This window comes from Fructilactobacillus sp. X2R6C1 (assembly GCF_059901295.1).
In genome coordinates this window covers 233,366-254,391 of the sequence record NZ_JBWXUZ010000002.1, presented here as the reverse complement: position 1 = coordinate 254,391, position 21,026 = coordinate 233,366, and the positions used below count along the sequence as shown (strand labels likewise).

Genomic DNA, 21,026 nt, shown 5'->3' with positions numbered 1-21,026 from the left:
CTGGTCTTTTTTAAACTAATGAAAGAGAGGATCAAAGTGAGTTTAAATAAAAAAGAATTATTTAGTAAATTACTTCAGCAAATTAAATTAGAAGATTCAGCTGATCAATCTTACTTTCAAAATGCTGAAATTGACAAAATCGATGTCCATCAGAAATCAAATCGATGGCATTTTCATTTGGTACTACCAGAGATTATGCCTTACGAAAAGTTTATAGAATTTTTTCATCATTTGGGTGTGGCCTTCGATGGGATTGCTAAGGTAGATTTCGAGATTAAAACTAAGAATAGTGGTTTTGATAATCGTAAGCTTGGTGATTATTGGCAATGGGTTGTAAATCACGCTGGAATTACTTCAAATTTAACGCATGAATTATGTAATAATAATTTACCAAAACTGATTGATGACCGAGTTACCTTTCTTGCTGAAAATGAAATCGTCAAAGATTTTCTAAATGGTAATGCTTTGGGACCAATTGAATCAACTTATCAAAGAGTTGGATTTCCTAAATTTTCCATTCATACCATGATTGATACTACAGCATCTCAAGAAAAAATAGATGATTTAAAGAAAAAGAAACAACAACGTGACGTTGAGTTGGCTCAAAAGGCGATGCAGGCTTTAAAGAATTCCTCAGGCAAATCACATTCAAGTAAGCATTCTAAAATGATTGGAAAGAAAATCAAAGATGATGTTGATATTACTAAGATGGTGGACATAACCGAAGAGGAACGTTCCGCCGTGGTTAGTGGATATGTTTTTGATAAAGAAATTCGATCATTACGATCTGGCCGCCAATTGATGATTTTAAAGGTTACTGATTATTCTTCGTCAATTGTTGTTAAAAAATTCTCCAAAAATGATGACGAAGAACAAGAATTTGCATCATTAAATGTAGGAGATTGGGTTAAAGTTCGTGGAAGCATTCAAGAAGATAACTACTCTCATGAATTGACACTTAATGCTTATGATATTAATCCAATTAAACACGAAGAAAGAAAAGATACTGCCCCTGAAAATAAAAAAAGGGTTGAGCTGCACTTACACTCTAACATGAGCCAGATGGACGCTACTAATTCGATTAGTGATTATGTTAGTCGCGCCAAAAAATGGGGTCATCCCGCAATTGCCATTACTGATCACGACGACGTGCAAGCCTTTCCGGATGCCTATCATGCTGCAGTTGATAACGATATTAAAATGATTTATGGAATGGAAGCAAATGTCGTTGATGATGGTGAACCAATTGCTTATAACGATAAACATGTTGCTTTAAAGGATGCTACATACGTTGTCTTTGACGTTGAAACCACTGGTTTATCAGCAATTTACGATAAGGTTATCGAACTTTCGGCTGTAAAGATGCAAAATAACAATGTGATTGAACAGTTTGAGGAGTTCATTAATCCTGGTTTCCCATTGTCTGAACAAACTACCAATTTAACTTCAATTACCAATGATATGGTGGCTGGTTCTAAGTCTGAAGAAGAAGTCTTTAAGTTGTTCCGTGAGTTTTGTGGTGATGCAATCATTGTAGGACATAACGTTACTTTTGATATTGGGTTCATGAATACTGGTTACGAACGCCATGACATGAGTAGGATTAGTAATCCAATTATTGATACTTTGACGTTGGCACGTTTTCTGTATCCTAATTTTAAGAGTTATCGATTAAACACGTTAGCTAAAAAGTTTGACGTTTCATTAGAGCACCATCACCGTGCGATTTATGATGCAGAATCAACTGGTCATTTAAATTATCTTTTTTTAAAAGAGGCTGAAGATAAATATAACATTCAGTACCACGATCAACTTAATGATCATATGGAGGAGCATGATGCTTATAAGCATGCTCGTCCATTCCATGCGATTATCCTGGCGAAAACTCAAGCTGGTTTAAAGAATCTGTTTAAGCTGGTATCACTTGCTCATGTTGATTATTATTATCGGGTTCCTCGAATTCCTAGGAGTCAGCTTAAGAAGTTTCGGGATGGCCTATTGATTGGATCGGCCTGTTCAAGCGGCGAAGTGTTTACGGCGATGATGCAAAAGGGTAAAAAAGAGGCGCTTGATAAGGCTAAGTTTTACGATTATCTTGAAGTTCAACCTCAAGCAGCGTATCAGCCACTAATCGATCAGGGATTAATTAGTGATCGGGGTAAGTTACAAGAAATTATTAGTAATATGTATGAAATTGCCCATGAGCTAGATATTCCGTTAGTAGCAACTGGTGACGCTCACTATCTTGATCCTCATGATTATATTTATCGTAAGATCTTGATTAATTCTCAAGGTGGAGCTAACCCACTGAATCGCCAAGAATTACCAGATCTCCATTTTCGGACCACTGATGAAATGTTGAAAGATTTTAATTTTCTGGGTGAAGATAAAGCTGAAGAAATTGTAGTTGATAATACTAATAAAATTGCTTCCGAAATTGATGATGTAAAACCCTTAAAAGACAAGTTGTATACACCAAAAATGGAGGGTGCTAAGGACGAAATTAGAGATCGAACGATGAATACAGCGCATCGTTTGTATGGCAATCCGCTTCCTGAAATTGTCCAGAAGCGTCTTGATAAGGAACTGAAAAGTATCATTGGAAACGGCTTCTCTGTTATTTATTTAATTGCTCAAAGATTAGTTTCTAAAAGTAACAAGGATGGATATTTAGTAGGTTCTAGGGGCTCAGTTGGATCGAGTTTAGTTGCCACTATGTCTGGAATTACTGAAGTTAATCCACTTCCTCCCCATTATCGTTGTCCTAAATGTCAGTACTCGCAATTTTTCACTAAAGGTGAATATAGTTCTGGATTTGATTTACCACATAAAAAGTGTCCAAAGTGTGGAACAGTTATGGTTGGTGATGGGCACAACATCCCCTTTGAAACTTTCTTAGGATTTAAGGGAAATAAGGTCCCGGATATTGATTTAAACTTTTCTGGAGACTACCAGCCAATTGCGCATAATTATACCAAGGTTCTGTTCGGTGAAAAGAATGTATATCGGGCCGGAACAATTGGAACCGTTGCTGATAAAACAGCTTACGGATACGTAAAGGCTTATGAACGGGACACCGGCAAACGTTTTCGAAATGCTGAAATTGATCGACTTTCTAAGGGTGCAACTGGTGTTAAAAGAACTACTGGACAGCATCCGGCAGGAATCATTGTTGTTCCAGATTACATGGATATTTATGATTTCACTCCAATACAATATCCGGCCGAAGATCAAAATGCGGCATGGAAAACGACTCATTTTGACTTTCATTCCATCCATGATAATATTTTAAAAATTGATATTTTGGGACATGATGATCCAACGATGATCAGAATGCTTCAAGATTTATCAGGAGTTGATCCGACAACGATTCCAATGGATGATCCGGGTGTGATGTCATTGTTTGCTAGTCCTAAGATTCTTGGTGTGAGTCCTGAACAAATTTTTTCAAAGACAGGGACACTTGGAATTCCTGAATTTGGGACGCGTTTTGTGCGGGGAATGCTTGAAGAAACTAAACCAAGTAATTTTTCTGAATTATTGCAAATCTCTGGGTTGTCACACGGGACCGATGTTTGGTTAGGAAATGCTGAAGAACTAATTAAGGATGGGACGGCTACCATTGCGAATGTGATTGGATGTCGTGATAATATCATGACCGACTTGATTAACTGGGGGTTAGATTCAGAAACCTCATTTCAGGTCATGGAACAAGTTAGACATGGTCGTGGAATTAAGAATGAGTGGCAGGATAAAATGACAGACGTTGGTGTTCCGCAGTGGTACATTGATTCTTGTTTAAAGATTAAGTATATGTTTCCGCGAGCTCATGCGGCTGCTTATGTGTTAATGGCACTAAGAGTGGCTTACTTTAAAGTCTATTTTCCACTCGTTTACTATGCCGCTTACTTTTCTGTTCGGGCTGATGATTTTGACATTGTGGCTATGAGTCATGGAAAAGAAGCAGTTAAATCAAGCATTAAGGCAATCAACGATAAAGGGACCGAAGCATCCACTAAAGAGAAAAATCTTTTGACTGTTTTGGAAATTGCCAATGAAATGTTGGAGCGGGGCTATGAATTTGAGATGGTCGACATTAATCGCTCGGACGCTTCTGAGTGGTTAATTGATGGTAAAAAATTAATCGCACCATTTCGAGCAATTCCTGGATTAGGTTTAAACGTTGCTAAACAAATCGTGGCGGCTCGAGAAGATAAACCATTTATTTCAAAGGAAGATCTTGCTAAACGTGGTAAAGTTTCTAAAACCATTATTGAATTTATGACCCAAAATGGAGTCTTAAGTGAATTACCCGATGAAAATCAGTTAAGTCTGTTTGATATCTAGGGCTTTTTGATATTATTTGGGTTATATGGTATAGTTATACCAGTAATAATAAACTCTTCTGATGAGTGAGCAGGAATGCTCGCTCTTTTTATTGGTATTTTTTAGGAGGTAAAGTATTTGAGCGAAGTTATTGATAGAGTTACTAAAACCGTTCAACCGATTTTAGATGATAACAATTTTTACCTTTATGACATTGAGTATGTTCAAGAGGGTGGAAGCTGGTATTTGCGAGTTTATATTGATAAAGACCAAGGAATTAGTTTGGATGACTGTGTTTTGGTTAGTGATCAGTTAAGTGAAAAACTTGATGAATTGGATCCAGATCCATTTGACGAACCATACTTCTTAGAGGTGTCTTCGCCAGGTGCCGAACGGCCATTAAAACGGGAGTCTGATTATCAAAATGCAATTGGTGATTATATCCACGTTTCTTTATATCAAAAACTCAATGGGAAAAAGTCTTTTGAGGGAACCCTCAAAAGTGTTGATGATGATAAATTAACGTTAGCAATTAAAGATAAAACGCGAATTAGTGAACTTGAAATTCCGCGAAAATTAATTTCAAAAGCTAGATTAGCAATTGAATTTTAGTTAGGAGATTAAAATGAGTAAAGAATTAGTAAGTGCGCTTGATCAACTTGAAAAAGAAAAGGGCGTAAAAAAAGAGGTTGTGATCGATGCCTTAGAAGCAGCATTGTCTTCGGCTTACAAACGTAACTTTGATCAGGCTCAGAACGTCGAAGTTAACTTCGACGAAAAAACTGGAAGTATCCATGTATACGCCGTCAAAAAAGTCGTTGATAAAGTGGAAGATCAACGTTTGGAAGTTAGTTTGGATGAAGCTTTAAAGATTAATAAAGGATACGAACTTGGTGACGAAATTAAATTTGAAGTTACACCAAAGAACTTTGGAAGAATTGCTGCCCAAACCGCTAAACAAGTTATTACTCAAAGGGTTCGTGAAGCTGAACGTGAGACCGTTTATGACAAGTACAGTAAGTATCAAGATGAACTTGTAACTGCTGAAGTAGAACGTCAAGATAGTCGTTTTGTGTATATGAACCTTGGTCAAGTTGAGGCCGTGATGGCTAAAAATGATCAGATGCCAAATGAAACTTATCGTCCACAGGACAAGTTAAAAGTGTATGTTACAAACGTTGAAAATTCCTCAAAGGGACCACAAATTTTTGTAAGTCGAACTGCACCTGGAATGCTAAAACGACTCTTTGAACAAGAAGTTCCCGAAATTTATGATGGAACAGTTGAAATTGTCTCGATTGCAAGGGAGGCCGGCGACCGTGCTAAGGTGGCTGTTCGTTCTAATAGTTCTGATATTGATCCAGTGGGAACTAGTGTTGGACCTAGAGGAACCAGAGTGCAAACAATTGTAAATGAACTTGGTGGAGAAAATATGGACATTGTCCAATGGGATGAGAATCCAGCTGAGTACATTGCCAATGCATTGAAACCCGCTGACGTTATTGACGTTATTTTTAAAGATGGAGACGATCGTTCTTGTACCGTTGTTGTTCCAGACGATCAGTTGTCGTTAGCAATTGGGAAACGTGGTCAGAACGCACGGTTAGCCGCTAGACTGACTGGATACAAGATTGACATTAAATCCGAATCAGAAATGGATGGCACTGACGAAAGTGACAGTGAAGATAATCATTCTACTGATGATGTTTCATCAAATGAAGACGAAAACGAGGAATAATTTTTGAGGAGGTACTGTTATGAGAAAAAGAAAAGTGCCAATGCGAAAAGATGTGGTGTCGGGTGAAATGGCACCTAAACGACAATTAGTAAGAATTGTTCGTGATAAAGAGGGTAATGTGTCAGTCGATCCAACTGGGAAAAAATCTGGTCGAGGAGCTTACGTAAAAATTGACGTAACAATTGCCAAAAAAGCCAAGCGGGATAAAATCCTTGATCAAGTTTTTGATGTAACTTTAACAAATGATTTTTATGATGAACTTATTAGTTACGTCGACCATAAGCAGGCTCGACAGGAATTGATTGATAATGACAAATTATAATAAAGTCTTAAACTTATTGGGAATTGCAAGACGAGCTGGTAAAATAATCTCAGGTGAGGGGATTGTCTTGAATGCAATTAAAAAGGGACAGATTAATTACCTGTTTATTGCATCAGACTGTGGTGCAAGTACCAAAAAGAAGTTTCTCGATAAAAGTAAATTCTATGAAGTTCCAGTTAATACTGGTATGCTTAAAGATGATCTTAGCGACGCGATTGGGATGAAACGATCAATCGTAGCGATTAAGGATAAAGGATTTTCGAAAAAATTTAAAGAATTAAAATAATACAAGTAAAGGAGTGTGATTATATGGCCAAAAAAAGAATTTATGAATTAGCCAAAGAGCTTAATATACCTAGTAAACGTGTGATTGACACTGCTAAGTCAAATGGTTTTACGGTTAAAAACCATATGTCATCGCTTGATTCAAATCAGGAGAAGACCGTCCGAGGCGCGCTTAAGAATAGTCAGAAAGCGACCAGTGGAAGTGAACAACGGCATGCTCCAGCAAAAAAGACTGCTGACTCCCATAACGGAAGTAATGGTCACAATACTGCAAAACATGAAAATGGTCAGAATAACAATCATTTTGGTAGAAGCAATCATTCTAACAATCAGCATCGACCAAGTAATTCTGAACATAAACAAGTAAATAAACATCAAAATAATGGGAAAACAAGTAATCAGCGTCCAGAAAATGCTCATAGCAATGGTGTTCATACTAGTGGTCAGCACCGGAATCAGAATTCAAGTAATCATTTTAATCACAACAATCATCAAAATAGTCAACATTCGCACACGAATAATAGTCAAAGTGCGACCCATGCGAATAGTAATCGTCCCGCAACTGCAAATAGTGCAAGCAAGAAGCCGGTTAATAATACTTCTAAGCCACATAATAACGGAAGTGGAAAATTTGGTGGTAGTTTGAACCGCAACAAAAATAAAAAGGGCAAGAAGCGTAATAAGCGTCGCGATAATCGTTATAATATGTATTCTAAGAATCAACGAATTCGTCAGAATCACAAAAAGAATGCGGCGCCAACCCGTAAGAGTCGTCCATTACCTAAAGTTTTAATCTATCAGGATGGTATGAATGCGCAGGATCTTGGTAAGTTACTGCATCGGGAACCAGCAGAGATTGTTAAAAAATTATTTATGCTGGGAATGATGGTTAATCAGAATCAATCCTTGGATAAGGATGCCATTGAACTTCTTGCCACCGATTATGGGATCGAAGCTAAAGAAAAAGAAAATGTTAATGTATCAGATATTGACAAGTTCTTTAATGAAGAAGAGCATAACACCGATTACCAAGAAAGCCGTCCACCCGTTGTTACCATCATGGGACACGTTGATCATGGTAAAACCACGTTACTAGATTATCTTCGTCATTCACACATTACAGCAGGTGAAGCCGGTGGAATTACTCAAGCTATCGGTGCTTATCAGTTAAAACATGGCGATAAGACCATTACCTTCCTTGATACTCCAGGACATGCTGCTTTTACTGCCATGAGAGCTCGTGGTGCTGACATTACCGATGTGACTGTTTTGGTAGTAGCAGCTGATGATGGTGTTATGCCACAGACTGTTGAAGCAATTGATCATGCTAAAGCAGCGGGAACTCCAATTATTGTGGCAGTTAATAAAATTGATAAGCCGAATGCCAATCCACAACATGTTAAAGAGCAATTGATGAACTATGGATTGGTTCCTGAAGATTTTGGTGGAGATACGATTTTTGTTGATATTTCTGCTAAAAATGGAACTAATGTTGATGAATTGTTAAATATGATCTTACTTCAGTCCGACGTGCTTGAACTTAAGGCTAATCCAAAACAAAATGGAGCTGGCTCAGTCGTTGAAGCAAGATTGGATAAGGGTAAGGGTCCTGTTGCTACCCTTTTGGTTCAACAAGGAACTTTGCACGTTGGGGATCCAATCGTTGTTGGTGATACTTTCGGGCGAGTTCGAACCATGACTAATGAGAACGGGAAAGAAATCAAGAATGCAAAACCATCAACTCCAGTTGAAATTACGGGGTTAAATGATGTTCCTGAAGCCGGTGATCGTTTTGTTGTCTTTAATGACGAAAAGACTGCTCGTGCTGCTGGAGAAGAACGAGCTAAAGAAGCCCAAATCGAAGAACGGAAGCAAAATAACCGTGTTACTCTTGATAACTTGTTTGATTCAATGAAACAAGAAGATATGAAACAGGTTAACGTAATTATTAAAGCTGATGTACAAGGATCAGTGGAAGCCTTAGCTGGAAGCCTCAAAAAAATCGATGTTGAGGGAGTTAAGGTTAACGTTATTCATGCCTCTGTTGGTGCGGTGAACGAAAGTGATGTTGCACTTGCTGAAGCAAGTAATGCCATCATCATTGGTTTTAATGTACGTCCTACTCCGCAAGCTAAAGCTCAATCTGAAACTGATAAGGTTGATATTCGTCTTTATCAAGTTATCTATAACGCCATTGATGACGTGGAAGCTGCAATGAAAGGCATGCTTGATCCAACTTATGAAGAAGAAGTTACTGGTAATATTGAAGTAAGACAAATTTATAAAGCTTCTAAAGTTGGAACGATTGCTGGTGGAATGGTTCTTGATGGGTACGTAAAAAGTGATAGCAAAGTTCGTCTGATTAGAGATAATGTTGTGATTTATGATGGAGAGCTTGGTAGTCTAAAGCGTTTTAAAGATGATGTTAAAGAGGTTAAACAAGGCTTTGAGTGTGGTTTAACGATTGAAAACTATAATGACATTAAAGTTGGAGATAAAGTCGAAGCATACCACATGAAAGAAGTCCAACCTAAGTAGATACCGTAAGGAGTGATTGTCATGGCACAATATCGTGTTGGAAGACTACAGCAGGAAATTCAAAAAGAAGTCGACGATATTTTACTTAAGCGTGTTCGTGACCCACGAGTTCAAGGAGTAACTATTACTGGTGTTGAAGTTACTGGTGATTTGCAACAAGCTACGATTTATTACAGTAGTTTATCTGACAAGAAGTCTGAACAAGAAAGGGTTCAAAGGGGCTTGGATAAAGCAACTGGTTTAATTCGAGGCGAGTTAGGTCATCGGTTAAGTATCTACGTTACTCCAGAGATTCATTTTGAACGGGATGGATCCATTCAATACGGAAGTAAGATTGATCGTTTGATTGATAATTTAAATAAAAAAAATAAGTAAAAAATTGACTGGAAATATTTATTTCCGGTCTTTTTTGCGTATATGGTACAGGAGTGAGTGAATTGGTCACTGGAATTATCCCTTTGTATAAGCCTAGGGGAATGACGAGCTTTGATTGTGTGAGTAAGATTCGACACATTATTGGACAAAAAAGAGTGGGCCATAGTGGCACACTTGATCCTAATGTAGATGGAGTTTTACCGATTTGTTTGGGCCATGCCACTAAAGTAGTTGATTATTTAATGCAATCAGGGAAGGTTTATAGTGGGTCAATTACGTTAGGTTTTTCCACTACTACCGAGGATTTAGATGGTGAAATTATTGATACTAATTTTGATTTTCAGCCAATCACAGATCAAGAAATTGACGAAGTCTTGAAATCATTTTTGGGGATTTCGACCCAGATTCCTCCCATGTTTTCCGCTGTTAAAGTGAATGGAAGAAGGTTATATGAGTACGCACGTGCTGGTATGAAAGTTGATCGGCCTAAAAGACAAATTAACGTTAGTCAATTTGTTCGTATCAATGCGAGTTCCTACAATCGTGATACTCACACCCAAACCTTTAATTTTGAGGTGAAGTGTGGAAAGGGAACTTATATCAGAACTTTGGCAACTGATTTTGGAAAAAAAGTTGGCATCCCAGCTGTGATGTCAAGTTTAACTCGGACTAAAAGTGGTGGATTTAATCTTTGCGATACAGTAACTTTTAAAGATATTAAAGAAGCCATGAATTCTAATCAAATCAATAAAGTTGTTTTTCCAATTTCACATGCTCTTAAAGATTTTAAGACTATTGTGATTAATAAAGAGCAGTGGAATCGTGTTCAAAATGGCGGTTTTTTAAGTATTGATGAGATCGCTTGTCAAGATGAAGTGATAGTTTTAAAGTATAATAATATTGATCGAGCTTTGTATTATAGAAATGAACAGGAAAATAATTATAAGCCCAAAAAAATGTTTGATTTAGATTAGAGGAAATTATGGAAGTCAATTATTTATCATACCCACTTGATAAGAACGAAAAAAATCGTCCCCAAGTCATTGCCATGGGGTTTTTTGATGGAGTTCACCTGGGACATCAAAAAGTGATTAATCAAGCTAAACAAATTGCTAAACAAAAAAAACTTCCTTTGGCAATTTTAACTTATGATCATCACCCGTCGTTAGTGTACAAGAAGTTGGATGGAAATGAAAAACGTTATTTAACCCCGCTTAATCGTAAATTACATTTATTTGAGCAACTGGGGGTTGATGTGGTCTATGTCATCAATTACAACTTTGCTTTTCAAAATCAAAATCCCCAAGAATTCGTTGATAATTATTTGATTGGATTGAATGCTGATACGGTTATAGCAGGATTTGATCATACTTATGGAGAACAAAATGCGGGCATGAAGGAGCTCCCTCAATATGCCAGGGAGCGATTTGATGTAGTCAGTGTGGCCGCTGATGAAATGGACGACAAGAAGGTTAGTTCTACTAGGATTCGTCGAAATCTTGAACAGGGACACATCCGGACGGTTAACGATCTTTTGGGATATGAATTCGAAAATGACGGAGTGGTTGTTCATGGGTTTGCTCGTGGTCGTGAATTAGGCTTTCCCACTGCTAACGTTGAGTATTCGGCAAAACAGCAGTTGCCCAAACTTGGGGTGTATGTGGTCCAACTTGAAGTTAATGGTACGTGGTACAAAGCGATGGCATCAATTGGCAAAAATGAGACGTTTGGAAATGATAATCCAGTTACTTTAGAAATTAATATTTTGGATTTCGATCAAAATATCTATGGTAATCACGTCAGAGTTAGATGGTTATCGAAAATGAGAGACGAGGTCAAATATCAGGGGCGGAAACCGTTGATTGATCAATTAAAAATTGATGAAAGTAACACCCGATCTTATTTTAAGAAATACATTAATTCTCACCAGTAAACTTATTTCTTGACGTTCTTTAATACCTTTGGTAAGGTATAAATGTACGTTAGCACTTGATAATAAAGAGTGCTAAAAGAGGTGGTAAGAATGCTCACAAAGAGACAAGATATGATTCTAAAGTACATTGTTGATGACTATACTAACAATGGTGTTCCAATTGGATCAAAACGCTTGGCTGATCAACTTCCAATGAATGTTAGTTCGGCTACCATTCGTAATGAGATGGCGGTTTTAAGTGGTCAAAATTTGATTCAAAAAGTTCATACTTCGTCTGGAAGAGTTCCTTCAAATGAAGGATATCGATATTACATTGATAATTTGGTTAATCCCGTACTAGTTGGCAATGAAGAAAAGAGTTTGATTCATAATGCTCTGGGAGGAACATTTCAACAAATTGATGATATTGTTAAACAATCTGCTGATATTTTGTCCAGTTTGACCGATTATACCGCGATGACTTTAAGCCCAGAACAGACTAATACCGAAACTTTACAACATTTTCAACTAATTAAGTTAGCCGATCACCAAGTGATGGCAATTATGGTGATGAATGATGGGCAAGTTGAAAGTCAGCCCTTTATAACTAATCACCAAATTGACGAAGATAAGTTACTTCAAGTAACTAATTTAGTTAATGACAAGCTTTTTGGTAAGACAATTCCGGAAGTTTTAGAGGCACTTAAAAGTACAATTCCTGACGAAATTAGACACTATTTAACTTCTTCAGAAAACTTTGTTGGAGCCTTTGAATACGTCATTAATAAATCGCTTAAAGACCATTTCTTTGTTAGTGGAAGAATGAATTTATTGGATACAATGGATGATAAGAACGATCTAAAAAATATTAAGCCACTTTATTCAATGTTTGGAAATAACTCGAATATGGCAAAAATTTTAGATAATGAATCCAAACCCATTTCAGTTATGATTGGTTCTGAGCTACGAAATGATTTATTGAAAAATTATAGTATTATCTCTGGAACTTATGATGTTGGGATTCATGGTGTTGGTAGGATTGCTGTAATTGGCCCTACCAGAATGTCTTATCCTAAGGTTTTGGGTCTAGTTGATGCGTTTAAAGATGAACTTCAGAAACGAATCAATGGATACTATGATAATTATGATAAATAAAAAGGAGGTTCAAAATGGCGAGTGATAAGGAAAAGCAAAGTAAAGATTTAGATGATAAAACGGAAAATGTTGATGAATCGAGTAAGTCAGAGCAAGAAGTCAAAACAGACGAGAAAGATGATTCTGCAAAAAAGATTGATGAACTAAATCAACAACTAGATACAGTTCAAGACAACTACTTACGAGCAGAAGCTGAGATTCAGAACATTCAAAATCGAAACAAAAAAGAGCGTGCTGATTTAGCAAAGTATGGTGCACAAGATCTTGCTAAAGATGTTGTGCCTGTGATGGATGATTTAAAAAGAGCTCTTGACGTTGACGTATCTGATGAAAACGGCAAGCAACTCAAGAAAGGGATCGAAATGGTCCAACAACATCTTGAAAAAGCTCTGAAGGATAATGATATTTCGGAAATTAATGCTAATGGAGTGGAATTTGATCCTAGTTTTCATCAAGCTGTTCAAACGGTTGCTCCAAGTGATGAACATCCAAAGGGAACCGTAGTATCGGTACTTCAAAGCGGTTATAAAATTGCTGATCGGGTCTTAAGACCAGCAATGGTAGTAGTGGCACAGTAATTAAATAGTTATTAAATATATAAAAAGAAGGTTTAAGTTATGGCAAGTAATAAAGTTATTGGAATTGATTTAGGAACAACTAATTCAGCTGCAGCCGTTATGGAAGGTAATGAACCAAAAATCATTACCAACCCAGAGGGATCAAGAACGACCCCATCAGTAGTTGCTTTTAAAGATGGTGAGATTCAAGTTGGTGAAGTTGCTAAGCGTCAAGAAATTACTAACCCAGATACTGTTGTATCAATTAAGAGTCACATGGGTGAGCAAGGTTACAAAGTAAAGGCAAACGGAAAAGAATATACTCCACAACAAATTTCAGCTATGATTCTTCAATACATTAAAGGCTATGCGGAAGATTACATTGGTGACACTGTTAGTGAAGCTGTTATTACCGTTCCTGCTTACTTTAATGATGCACAACGTCAAGCTACTAAAGACGCTGGTAAAATTGCTGGGCTTGATGTTAAGAGAATTATTAACGAACCTACTGCTGCTTCACTTGCATATGGTTTAGACAAAAAAGATAAAGATGAAAAAATCTTGGTTTATGATTTAGGTGGAGGTACTTTTGATGTTTCTGTCCTTGAATTAGGTGACGGAGTCTTCCAAGTTCTTTCAACTAATGGTGATACTCACTTAGGTGGGGATGACTTTGATAAGAGAATCATGGACTGGTTAATCGATAACTTCAAGAAGGAAAATGGGGTTGACCTTTCAAAGGATAAGATGGCTTTACAACGTTTGAAAGACGCTGCTGAAAAAGCTAAGAAAGACTTGTCAGGTGTAACTCAAACTGAAATCTCACTTCCATTTATTTCTTCTGGTGAAAATGGTCCGCTTCATTTACAAACCACGCTTACACGTGCTAAGTTTAACGAATTAACTTCTGACTTAGTTGAAAAGACTAAAGCTCCTTTAGACAATGCTTTGAAGGATGCTGGACTTTCAGCTAGTGATATTGACCAAGTAATTCTTAATGGTGGTTCAACTAGAATTCCTGCTGTTCAAGAGGAAGTTCAAAAGTGGACTGGTAAAGAACCAAGTCATTCAATCAACCCCGATGAAGCTGTTGCTTTAGGTGCAGCTATTCAAGGTGGAGTAATTACTGGTGACGTTAAAGACGTTGTTTTACTTGATGTTACTCCACTATCACTTGGTATTGAAACGATGGGTGGTGTATTCACTAAGTTAATCGATAGAAATACAACCATCCCAACTTCCAAGTCACAGACTTTCTCAACTGCTGCTGATAATCAAACGGCCGTTGACATTCATGTTTTGCAAGGTGAACGTCCAATGGCTGCTGATGATAAATCATTAGGTCGTTTCCAATTAACTGACATTCCTGCAGCACCAAGAGGTGTTCCCCAAATCGAAGTTACCTTTGATATCGATAAAAACGGAATTGTAAATGTTTCTGCTAAAGATAAGGGAACTGGAAAACAGCAAAAAATCACCATCAAAGATTCCAATGGTCTATCAGACGACGAAATCGATAAGATGATGAAAGAAGCCGAAGCAAATGAAGATGCCGACAAGGAAAAGAAGAACAAGGTTGATCTAGATAATGAAGTTGACCAATTGATCTTCCAGACTGATAAGACATTGAAAGATGTTAAAGGCAAAGTTTCAGATGATGAGATTAAAGCCGCTCAGGATGCTGAAGACGAACTCAAAAAAGCTAAAGAAGATGGCGATACTGATGCAATGAAGACTAAAAAGGATGCTTTGAACGAAAAGGTTCAAGCATTAGCAGTTAAATTGTATCAACAAAACCAAGGCCAAGCTGATCAAGGACAACAAGGTGGAAATAATGCTAACGGTGGATCATCTAATGGAAATGATGATAATACTGTTAATGGTGACTACCATGAAGTCCATGATGATGACAACAAATAATTGTGGCAATTGAGGCTATTAACAATTGATGAAAAGCTAAAGTCAGTTTGATGGGCTTTGGCTTTTTGTTGTATTATTTGAGCTTGGAGGCGAACTAATGGCTAATAAAGATTATTACAAAGTATTAGGCGTGGACAAAAGCGCCAGTGAAGATGACATTAAGCATGCCTATCGAAAATTATCAAAAAAATACCATCCAGATATTAATAAAGCTCCAGATGCAGAGGCAAAGTTTAAGGAAATAACCGAAGCATATGAAGTTTTAGGTGACAAAAAGAAACGAGCCAATTATGACCAGTATGGTTCAGCTGATGGTCCCCAAGGATTTGGAGGCTTTGGTGGCGGAGCCGGTGCTGGTGCAGGCGGACAAGGTGCCGGATTTGGTGACTTTTCTGATATTTTCAATGATATTTTTGGTGGTGGCGGAAGACGTCGTCAAGCTGACCCAACTGCACCACGTCGTGGACGAGATTTGCAATATCAGATGACACTTACATTTGATGAAGCTGTTTTTGGGACTAAAAAGACCATTAAGTATAATCGTGAAGAAACTTGTCCGACCTGCCATGGCACTGGGGCTAAGCCCGGGACTAAACCAGAGACTTGTTCTAACTGTCATGGAAGTGGTTATGTTACTAAAACGGTTAATACCCCGCTCGGTCAGATGCAGACCCAGGAACCATGTCCCGTTTGTGGCGGCACTGGAAAAGTAATTAAAGAGAAGTGCCCAACCTGCGGCGGTACTGGAAAAGTTGAGAAACAACATTCTCTTGAAGTTACGGTGCCTGCTGGTGTTGAAGAGGGACAGCAAATGCACATGCAGGGTCAAGGTGATGCCGGTGAAAATGGCGGTCCTTATGGTGACTTGTACGTGATCTTTAGAGTTCTTCAAAGCAAGTACTTTAGAAGAGACGGATCTACCATCTATTTTGATCAACCAATTTCATTTGCCACTGCTGGTTTAGGTGGAGAAATTAAAGTTAAAACCGTTCATGGTGACGTTGACTTGAAAATTCCTGCAGGCACCCAGACTGGGACGGTCTTCCGTTTAAGAGGAAAGGGTGCGCCTAAACTTCATGGAAATGGTAATGGTGACGAAATGGTAAAAGTTAAGGTTCAGACGCCAAAAAAACTTAACTCTAAACAAAAAGTTGCTTTACAAGCTTTAGCTGAAGCTAGTGGTGATACTAATGTTGAAGAAGGCAAGAATTTCTTTGATAAAATGAAAGATGCTTTTAAATAAACAAATAAAGGAGCGGTTTAATAACCGCTCCTTTATTTGTTTGTTATACATATATCGGGTTGTTATAATAATAGTAACGACTTGGACGAATTAATAATGAATTAATAATGAAAGTAGGAAAATATCGTGGATTATAAAAAAATGAAGGAAAAGCAACGTCGGACGAGAAATTTTGCTATTGTTGCTCATATTGATCACGGTAAGTCAACTTTAGCCGACCGAATTTTGGAGTTGACTGACACTGTTTCTAAAAGGGACATGCAAGATCAAATTTTGGATAATATGGATTTGGAGCGGGAACGTGGAATTACCATCAAGTTAAATGCGGTTGAGTTAACTTATCATGGTAAGGATGGGATTGATTATGTATTTCATTTGATTGATACTCCCGGACACGTAGACTTTTCTTATGAAGTTTCTAGAAGTCTGGCTGCTTGTGAGGGTGCCTTACTGGTTGTTGATGCCACTCAAGGAGTTCAAGCCCAAACCTTAGCTAACGTTTATTTGGCTTTGGATGATGATCTTGAAATTATTCCTGTCATTAATAAAATTGATTTGCCTTCAGCAGAGCCCGAGAAAACTAAAAAAGAGATTGAAGATGTGATTGGATTGGATACCTCTGATGCGGTTGAGATTAGTGCCAAGACTGGACTCGGGGTTGAGAACTTATTAGAGGAAATTGTTAAAAAGATTCCTGCTCCAAAGGGAAATATTGAGGGTCCGCTTAAGGCGTTGGTTTTTGATTCAGTTTACGATGATTATCGTGGCGTAGTACTAAGTGTTCGTTTGTATGATGGAGTCGTAAAGCCTGGAGATCAAATTCGCTTGATGAACAGTGGAAGTGAATATGAAGTCACAGAAGTTGGTGTTAACTCGCCGAAGCCACTTCAACGAAAGTACTTAATGGCTGGGGATGTGGGATACATTACTGCCAGCATTAAAGATATCACTAAAACGCGAGTTGGCGATACAGTTACTGACGCAAACAATCCAACTGATAAAGCTCTACCAGGATACCGTGAAATGATTCCCATGGTTTATGCTGGATTGTATCCAACTGATAATGCGAAGTTTGGTGATTTAAGGGAAGCACTTGAAAAACTTAAATTAAATGATGCTTCACTTGAATTTGAGCCGGAATCGTCTGAAGCACTGGGTTTTGGATTTCGTTGTGGGTTCCTTGGATTACTTCACATGGACGTGGTTCAGGAACGTCTGGAACGTGAGTTTGGGCTGGATTTAATTACTACGGCTCCATCAGTAACTTATCATGTGGATTTAAATGATGGAAGTACACTTGAAGTTGAAAATCCATCTGAAATGCCAGATGTATCAGCAATTAAGGATATTAAGGAACCATTTGTTAAGGCTAGTATCATGGTGCCAAACGATTATGTTGGTGCTGTGATGGAAATGTGTCAAGATCGACGTGGTCATTTTGTCACGATGGAGTATCTAGACGATGCCAGAGTGAATGTCATTTATCAAATGCCATTATCGGAAATTATTTTTAATTTTTTCGACAAATTAAAATCAAGTACGCATGGTTATGCATCACTTGACTATGAATTATCTGAGTATCGACAAAGTGATCTAGTTAAAGTGGATATTCTATTGAACGGTGATAAGGTCGATGCTTTAAGTTTTATTTCCCATAAACAGTTTGCTGCTGGCCGAAGTCGTGAAATTGTTAAAAAACTCAAGAGTATTATCCCAAGACAAAATTTTGAAATTCCAATTCAAGCAGCAATTGGCGCTACCATTATTGCTAGGACTAATATTAAAGCTTATCGAAAAGATGTGACATCTAGAATTCATACTGGTGACCCTGATCGAAGAGCGAAGTTACTTGAGAAGCAAAAACGTGGGAAAAAGCGGATGAAAGCGGTTGGAAAGGTTGATATTCCCCAAGAAGCCTTCATGGCTGTCTTACAAACTGATGAAGACCAAAAAAGCGACAAATAGTAGTTGCCGCTTTTTTGATACTAACAATTATGGGTTATAATAAGTTAAATTTGATGATTGGAAGTGAATATATGTGGATGGTAAAGTCATTTGGTCAATTAACTTTGAACGAATTATTTGATATTTATCAACTGAGATGCGAGGTGTTTGTAGTAGAACAAAAGATTACTTTGCAGGATATTGATGATAATGACAAGAAGGCATGGCATGTTTTTTTGCTTAACGATCAAAATCACGTTATTGCTTATGGTCGAATATATAAACAAGATTACTATATAACTTTTGGAAGAATTGCTGTTTCTGCCGAACAACGTGGGAAACATTTGGGAACAAAATTAGTTCAGAGAGTGATGAGGGTTATTAAAGAAAAATATCCTCATAAAGAGATTATTATTGAGGCACAAAAATACGTTGAAAATTTATATGCTTCATTTGGCTTTCGACCAGAAGGAGAAGTTTTCATGGAGGGAAATGTTGAACATGTAAATATGGCCCACGAACCGCTTTTTAAATAATAATTATGATATTTTAAAAATTAAAATTTATTATTTTATTTAGTACTAAAAACCACTATTATAGAATAGTGGTTTTTTAGTTTAAATGATATTATTCTTTCCGTTAATTGTTAATAAATTTCATGAAATGCCGGTATTATGATTATGAAAATCATTAGTTAATGTTATGGATTACACAATTGGATTGAGTACACTAATGAAGTGATATGACTAACTTTTCCAACTATCAAACGAAGGGGTTCTTTGTTTTTAATTATGAATTGCCACTATTAATCCCGTTGTCATGGGTGTTAAGATATGTGATATGGGAAACAATATAATTGTAAAAATTTCTTAGAAAAATTTTTTATAAGATAAAAATTGCTTTATGATTAGTCTTTGTGTTCTCTTATAAGGAGTATATTTTGATATTTTTTACTTATATACTTGATTAGTAACAGCTAATATAATATACTGTAAAAGTAAGGTAAAGATTAAAGAATTCACGCCAGGGGATTTGAATGTACAAAAAAAGCACTCAAATAGAGTGCTTTCTACGATTAGAGAGGTTCAAGAACTGTAGCATAGTTATGAGAAGTAACAATCTAATAAGTAAAGATCTATGAAATAAAAGAGCACACGTGTCTAAGACTAATAAGCAGTAGGAGTGGAAAGCCTTAGCTGATGTGAATGTTGAGAATGTGACAGAAACTTATTACCTCTCTAATCTACACTCTATATTTAATCACACTTTACGAAATTTTACCAGGGAATTCTCATAATTATGATGCTTATTTACCAAAGAAGTACTATCTGTTAGGTAGTACTTCTTTTTATTTTGGAATTGCCATGAACACAACCGTATTATTTGATGGGAATGAGTTCTTTTCACCGAATTCATCAAAGGAAATACTTTCACCAGGAGCTCCCAATTCATGTTTAACGTCTTTCGTAATGGTTAAAAGATGTTCATGATCACGATCAATATCGTCAAGGGTGACGGCGTCTAATTCTACTTTTTCACCAGATGGCATTTTTACGGTAACTTTTCTAAGATCATGAACTCCATCGGCTTTGATTGCAAATGGGACATTTACTAGCATGTTATTTCCTCCTTTATACTTCATTATTCATTATACATATTTTTTGTTTGCATTTACAATATCTTTTATATTTTATAAATGATACATTTATCTTAATTTGTCACACTTTGAATTTTTTTATCAATTTCTCTCTTATGATCGAATAAAAAATGAAGCTATAAAAATAAAAAAATTTTTTTATGGACCAATGTTGGGCCAATTTATAAAAGTTAGGGTTGTTAGCAAATTTGTTTAGAGATTATAAGTGTGTAATGATGAAAAGTGAATTCAAATTTGTCGAAGGGATGATTATTTATGTCAGAGAAAAACAACATTGCGGCTTATGACATATTAAAGCCTAATTGGTATGTCAATCAGATGAAAGGTTGGAGCTTTAAAAGCTATTTGTTGCTCCTATTTGGTTTGGGAGTCATTGCTGGATCAACTGTCACACAACCACTTTCGTTTATTGCGATTATGACGATGTTAGCGGGGATGCTCGGATTTACTACTACCATTTCAATTACTAATACGAAACCATTAAATGGAATTTTTGGTTTGATTAGTGCTTTGATTTATATCTATGTTGCATTCACTGCTAAGAATTACAATGATATTATTCTCCAAACTACATACATTGTACTTTTGGATATTCCGGTCTTGTTAATTCCTAGTTGGGCTACTAATGTTGATGAACATATTAAGAAATTGACTGTTAAGGGTAACCTAAAAAAAACGTTTATGAATTGGGGGTTGACAGCTCTTTTCTTTGTTGTAGTATTAGGAGCTTTATATGCCTGGGAGCATGGATACAGTGATAGCCCTCGTCCTTTTGTAGATAGTTTTGCGGCCACAATTGGAATTACTGGTGCTTTACTTACGACTTTAAGGTTTCGGGATACTTATTATTTCTGGCTTGCCCAGGGGATTTTCTCGATTATTCTGTGGGGCATTACTGCATATCAGGGTGGTGCCAATTGGACGTTATTCTTAACTTACATTTTGTACTTATGTAATGATTTGTTAAGCTTCTTTGACAAAAACATTGCATGGTTCCATACGAAACCAACCAATCATTAATATTTAAATTGAAAGGACAGTGACTAGATGGTCA

At 36.9% G+C, this 21,026-nt stretch carries 17 protein-coding genes; 16 read left to right on the top strand and 1 reads right to left on the bottom strand.

The window, feature by feature from the left end:
• Positions 1–36 precede the first annotated feature (36 nt).
• From AC6UDF_RS03295 to AC6UDF_RS03225, 15 genes are all read left to right on the top strand, one after another.
• Entirely contained in the window at positions 37–4,347 is a 4,311-nt protein-coding gene (locus tag AC6UDF_RS03295; RefSeq protein ID WP_500706409.1) for a PolC-type DNA polymerase III, read from the top strand.
• Between the two features lie 117 nt (positions 4,348–4,464).
• Entirely contained in the window at positions 4,465–4,938 is a 474-nt protein-coding gene (rimP, locus tag AC6UDF_RS03290) for a ribosome maturation factor RimP (protein ID WP_500695577.1), read from the top strand.
• 13 nt (positions 4,939–4,951) lie between these two features.
• Positions 4,952–6,064, top strand: a complete 1,113-nt coding sequence (nusA, locus tag AC6UDF_RS03285; RefSeq protein WP_500695578.1) for a transcription termination factor NusA — start codon at positions 4,952–4,954, stop codon at positions 6,062–6,064.
• A 19-nt stretch (positions 6,065–6,083) separates the two neighbouring features.
• Positions 6,084–6,386: an RNase P modulator RnpM gene (gene rnpM / locus AC6UDF_RS03280; protein ID WP_500695579.1), complete on the top strand. Its 303-nt coding sequence runs from the start codon at positions 6,084–6,086 to the stop codon at positions 6,384–6,386.
• Positions 6,373–6,672: a L7Ae/L30e/S12e/Gadd45 family ribosomal protein gene (locus tag AC6UDF_RS03275; RefSeq protein WP_500693840.1), complete on the top strand. Its 300-nt coding sequence runs from the start codon at positions 6,373–6,375 to the stop codon at positions 6,670–6,672. Before rnpM ends, AC6UDF_RS03275 begins: the two co-directional genes overlap by 14 nt.
• A gap of 23 nt (positions 6,673–6,695) precedes the next feature.
• Entirely contained in the window at positions 6,696–9,209 is a 2,514-nt protein-coding gene (infB, locus tag AC6UDF_RS03270) for a translation initiation factor IF-2 (protein WP_500706410.1), read from the top strand.
• Between the two features lie 21 nt (positions 9,210–9,230).
• The gene (gene rbfA / locus AC6UDF_RS03265) at positions 9,231–9,584 is read left to right on the top strand and encodes a 30S ribosome-binding factor RbfA (protein ID WP_500706411.1); all 354 of its coding nucleotides are present in this window, start codon (positions 9,231–9,233) and stop codon (positions 9,582–9,584) included.
• A gap of 62 nt (positions 9,585–9,646) precedes the next feature.
• Entirely contained in the window at positions 9,647–10,558 is a 912-nt protein-coding gene (gene truB / locus AC6UDF_RS03260; RefSeq protein WP_500695581.1) for a tRNA pseudouridine(55) synthase TruB, read from the top strand.
• Between the two features lie 8 nt (positions 10,559–10,566).
• Complete coding sequence (gene ribF, locus AC6UDF_RS03255) at positions 10,567–11,517, top strand: riboflavin biosynthesis protein RibF (protein WP_500701131.1); 951 nt, start codon at positions 10,567–10,569, stop codon at positions 11,515–11,517.
• Between the two features lie 90 nt (positions 11,518–11,607).
• Entirely contained in the window at positions 11,608–12,651 is a 1,044-nt protein-coding gene (hrcA, locus tag AC6UDF_RS03250) for a heat-inducible transcriptional repressor HrcA (protein ID WP_500693835.1), read from the top strand.
• Positions 12,648–13,229, top strand: a complete 582-nt coding sequence (grpE, locus tag AC6UDF_RS03245; RefSeq protein WP_500706654.1) for a nucleotide exchange factor GrpE — start codon at positions 12,648–12,650, stop codon at positions 13,227–13,229. The genes hrcA and grpE overlap by 4 nt, the downstream gene beginning before the upstream one ends.
• A 39-nt stretch (positions 13,230–13,268) precedes the next feature.
• Positions 13,269–15,128: a molecular chaperone DnaK gene (gene dnaK, locus AC6UDF_RS03240; protein ID WP_500693834.1), complete on the top strand. Its 1,860-nt coding sequence runs from the start codon at positions 13,269–13,271 to the stop codon at positions 15,126–15,128.
• Between the two features lie 97 nt (positions 15,129–15,225).
• Positions 15,226–16,371 carry a molecular chaperone DnaJ gene (gene dnaJ, locus AC6UDF_RS03235; protein WP_500693833.1) on the top strand — a complete coding sequence of 382 codons (1,146 nt, stop codon included), beginning with the start codon at positions 15,226–15,228 and terminating at the stop codon, positions 16,369–16,371.
• A gap of 126 nt (positions 16,372–16,497) precedes the next feature.
• A complete protein-coding gene (gene lepA / locus AC6UDF_RS03230) occupies positions 16,498–18,336 on the top strand; it encodes a translation elongation factor 4 (RefSeq protein WP_500706412.1) in 1,839 nt (612 codons plus the stop codon).
• A 29-nt stretch (positions 18,337–18,365) separates the two neighbouring features.
• A complete protein-coding gene (locus AC6UDF_RS03225) occupies positions 18,366–18,851 on the top strand; it encodes a GNAT family N-acetyltransferase (RefSeq protein ID WP_500706413.1) in 486 nt (161 codons plus the stop codon).
• Between the two features lie 812 nt (positions 18,852–19,663).
• Here AC6UDF_RS03225 and AC6UDF_RS03220 read toward each other — a convergent pair.
• Positions 19,664–19,933, bottom strand: coding sequence for a hypothetical protein (locus AC6UDF_RS03220; RefSeq protein ID WP_500701126.1), 270 nt, complete (start codon positions 19,931–19,933; stop codon positions 19,664–19,666).
• Positions 19,934–20,227: 294 nt separating this feature from the next.
• Here AC6UDF_RS03220 and pnuC point away from each other — a divergent pair, with 294 nt between their 5' ends.
• The gene (gene pnuC / locus AC6UDF_RS03215; RefSeq protein ID WP_500693829.1) at positions 20,228–20,992 is read left to right on the top strand and encodes a nicotinamide riboside transporter PnuC; all 765 of its coding nucleotides are present in this window, start codon (positions 20,228–20,230) and stop codon (positions 20,990–20,992) included.
• The last annotated feature ends 34 nt before the right edge of the window (positions 20,993–21,026 follow it).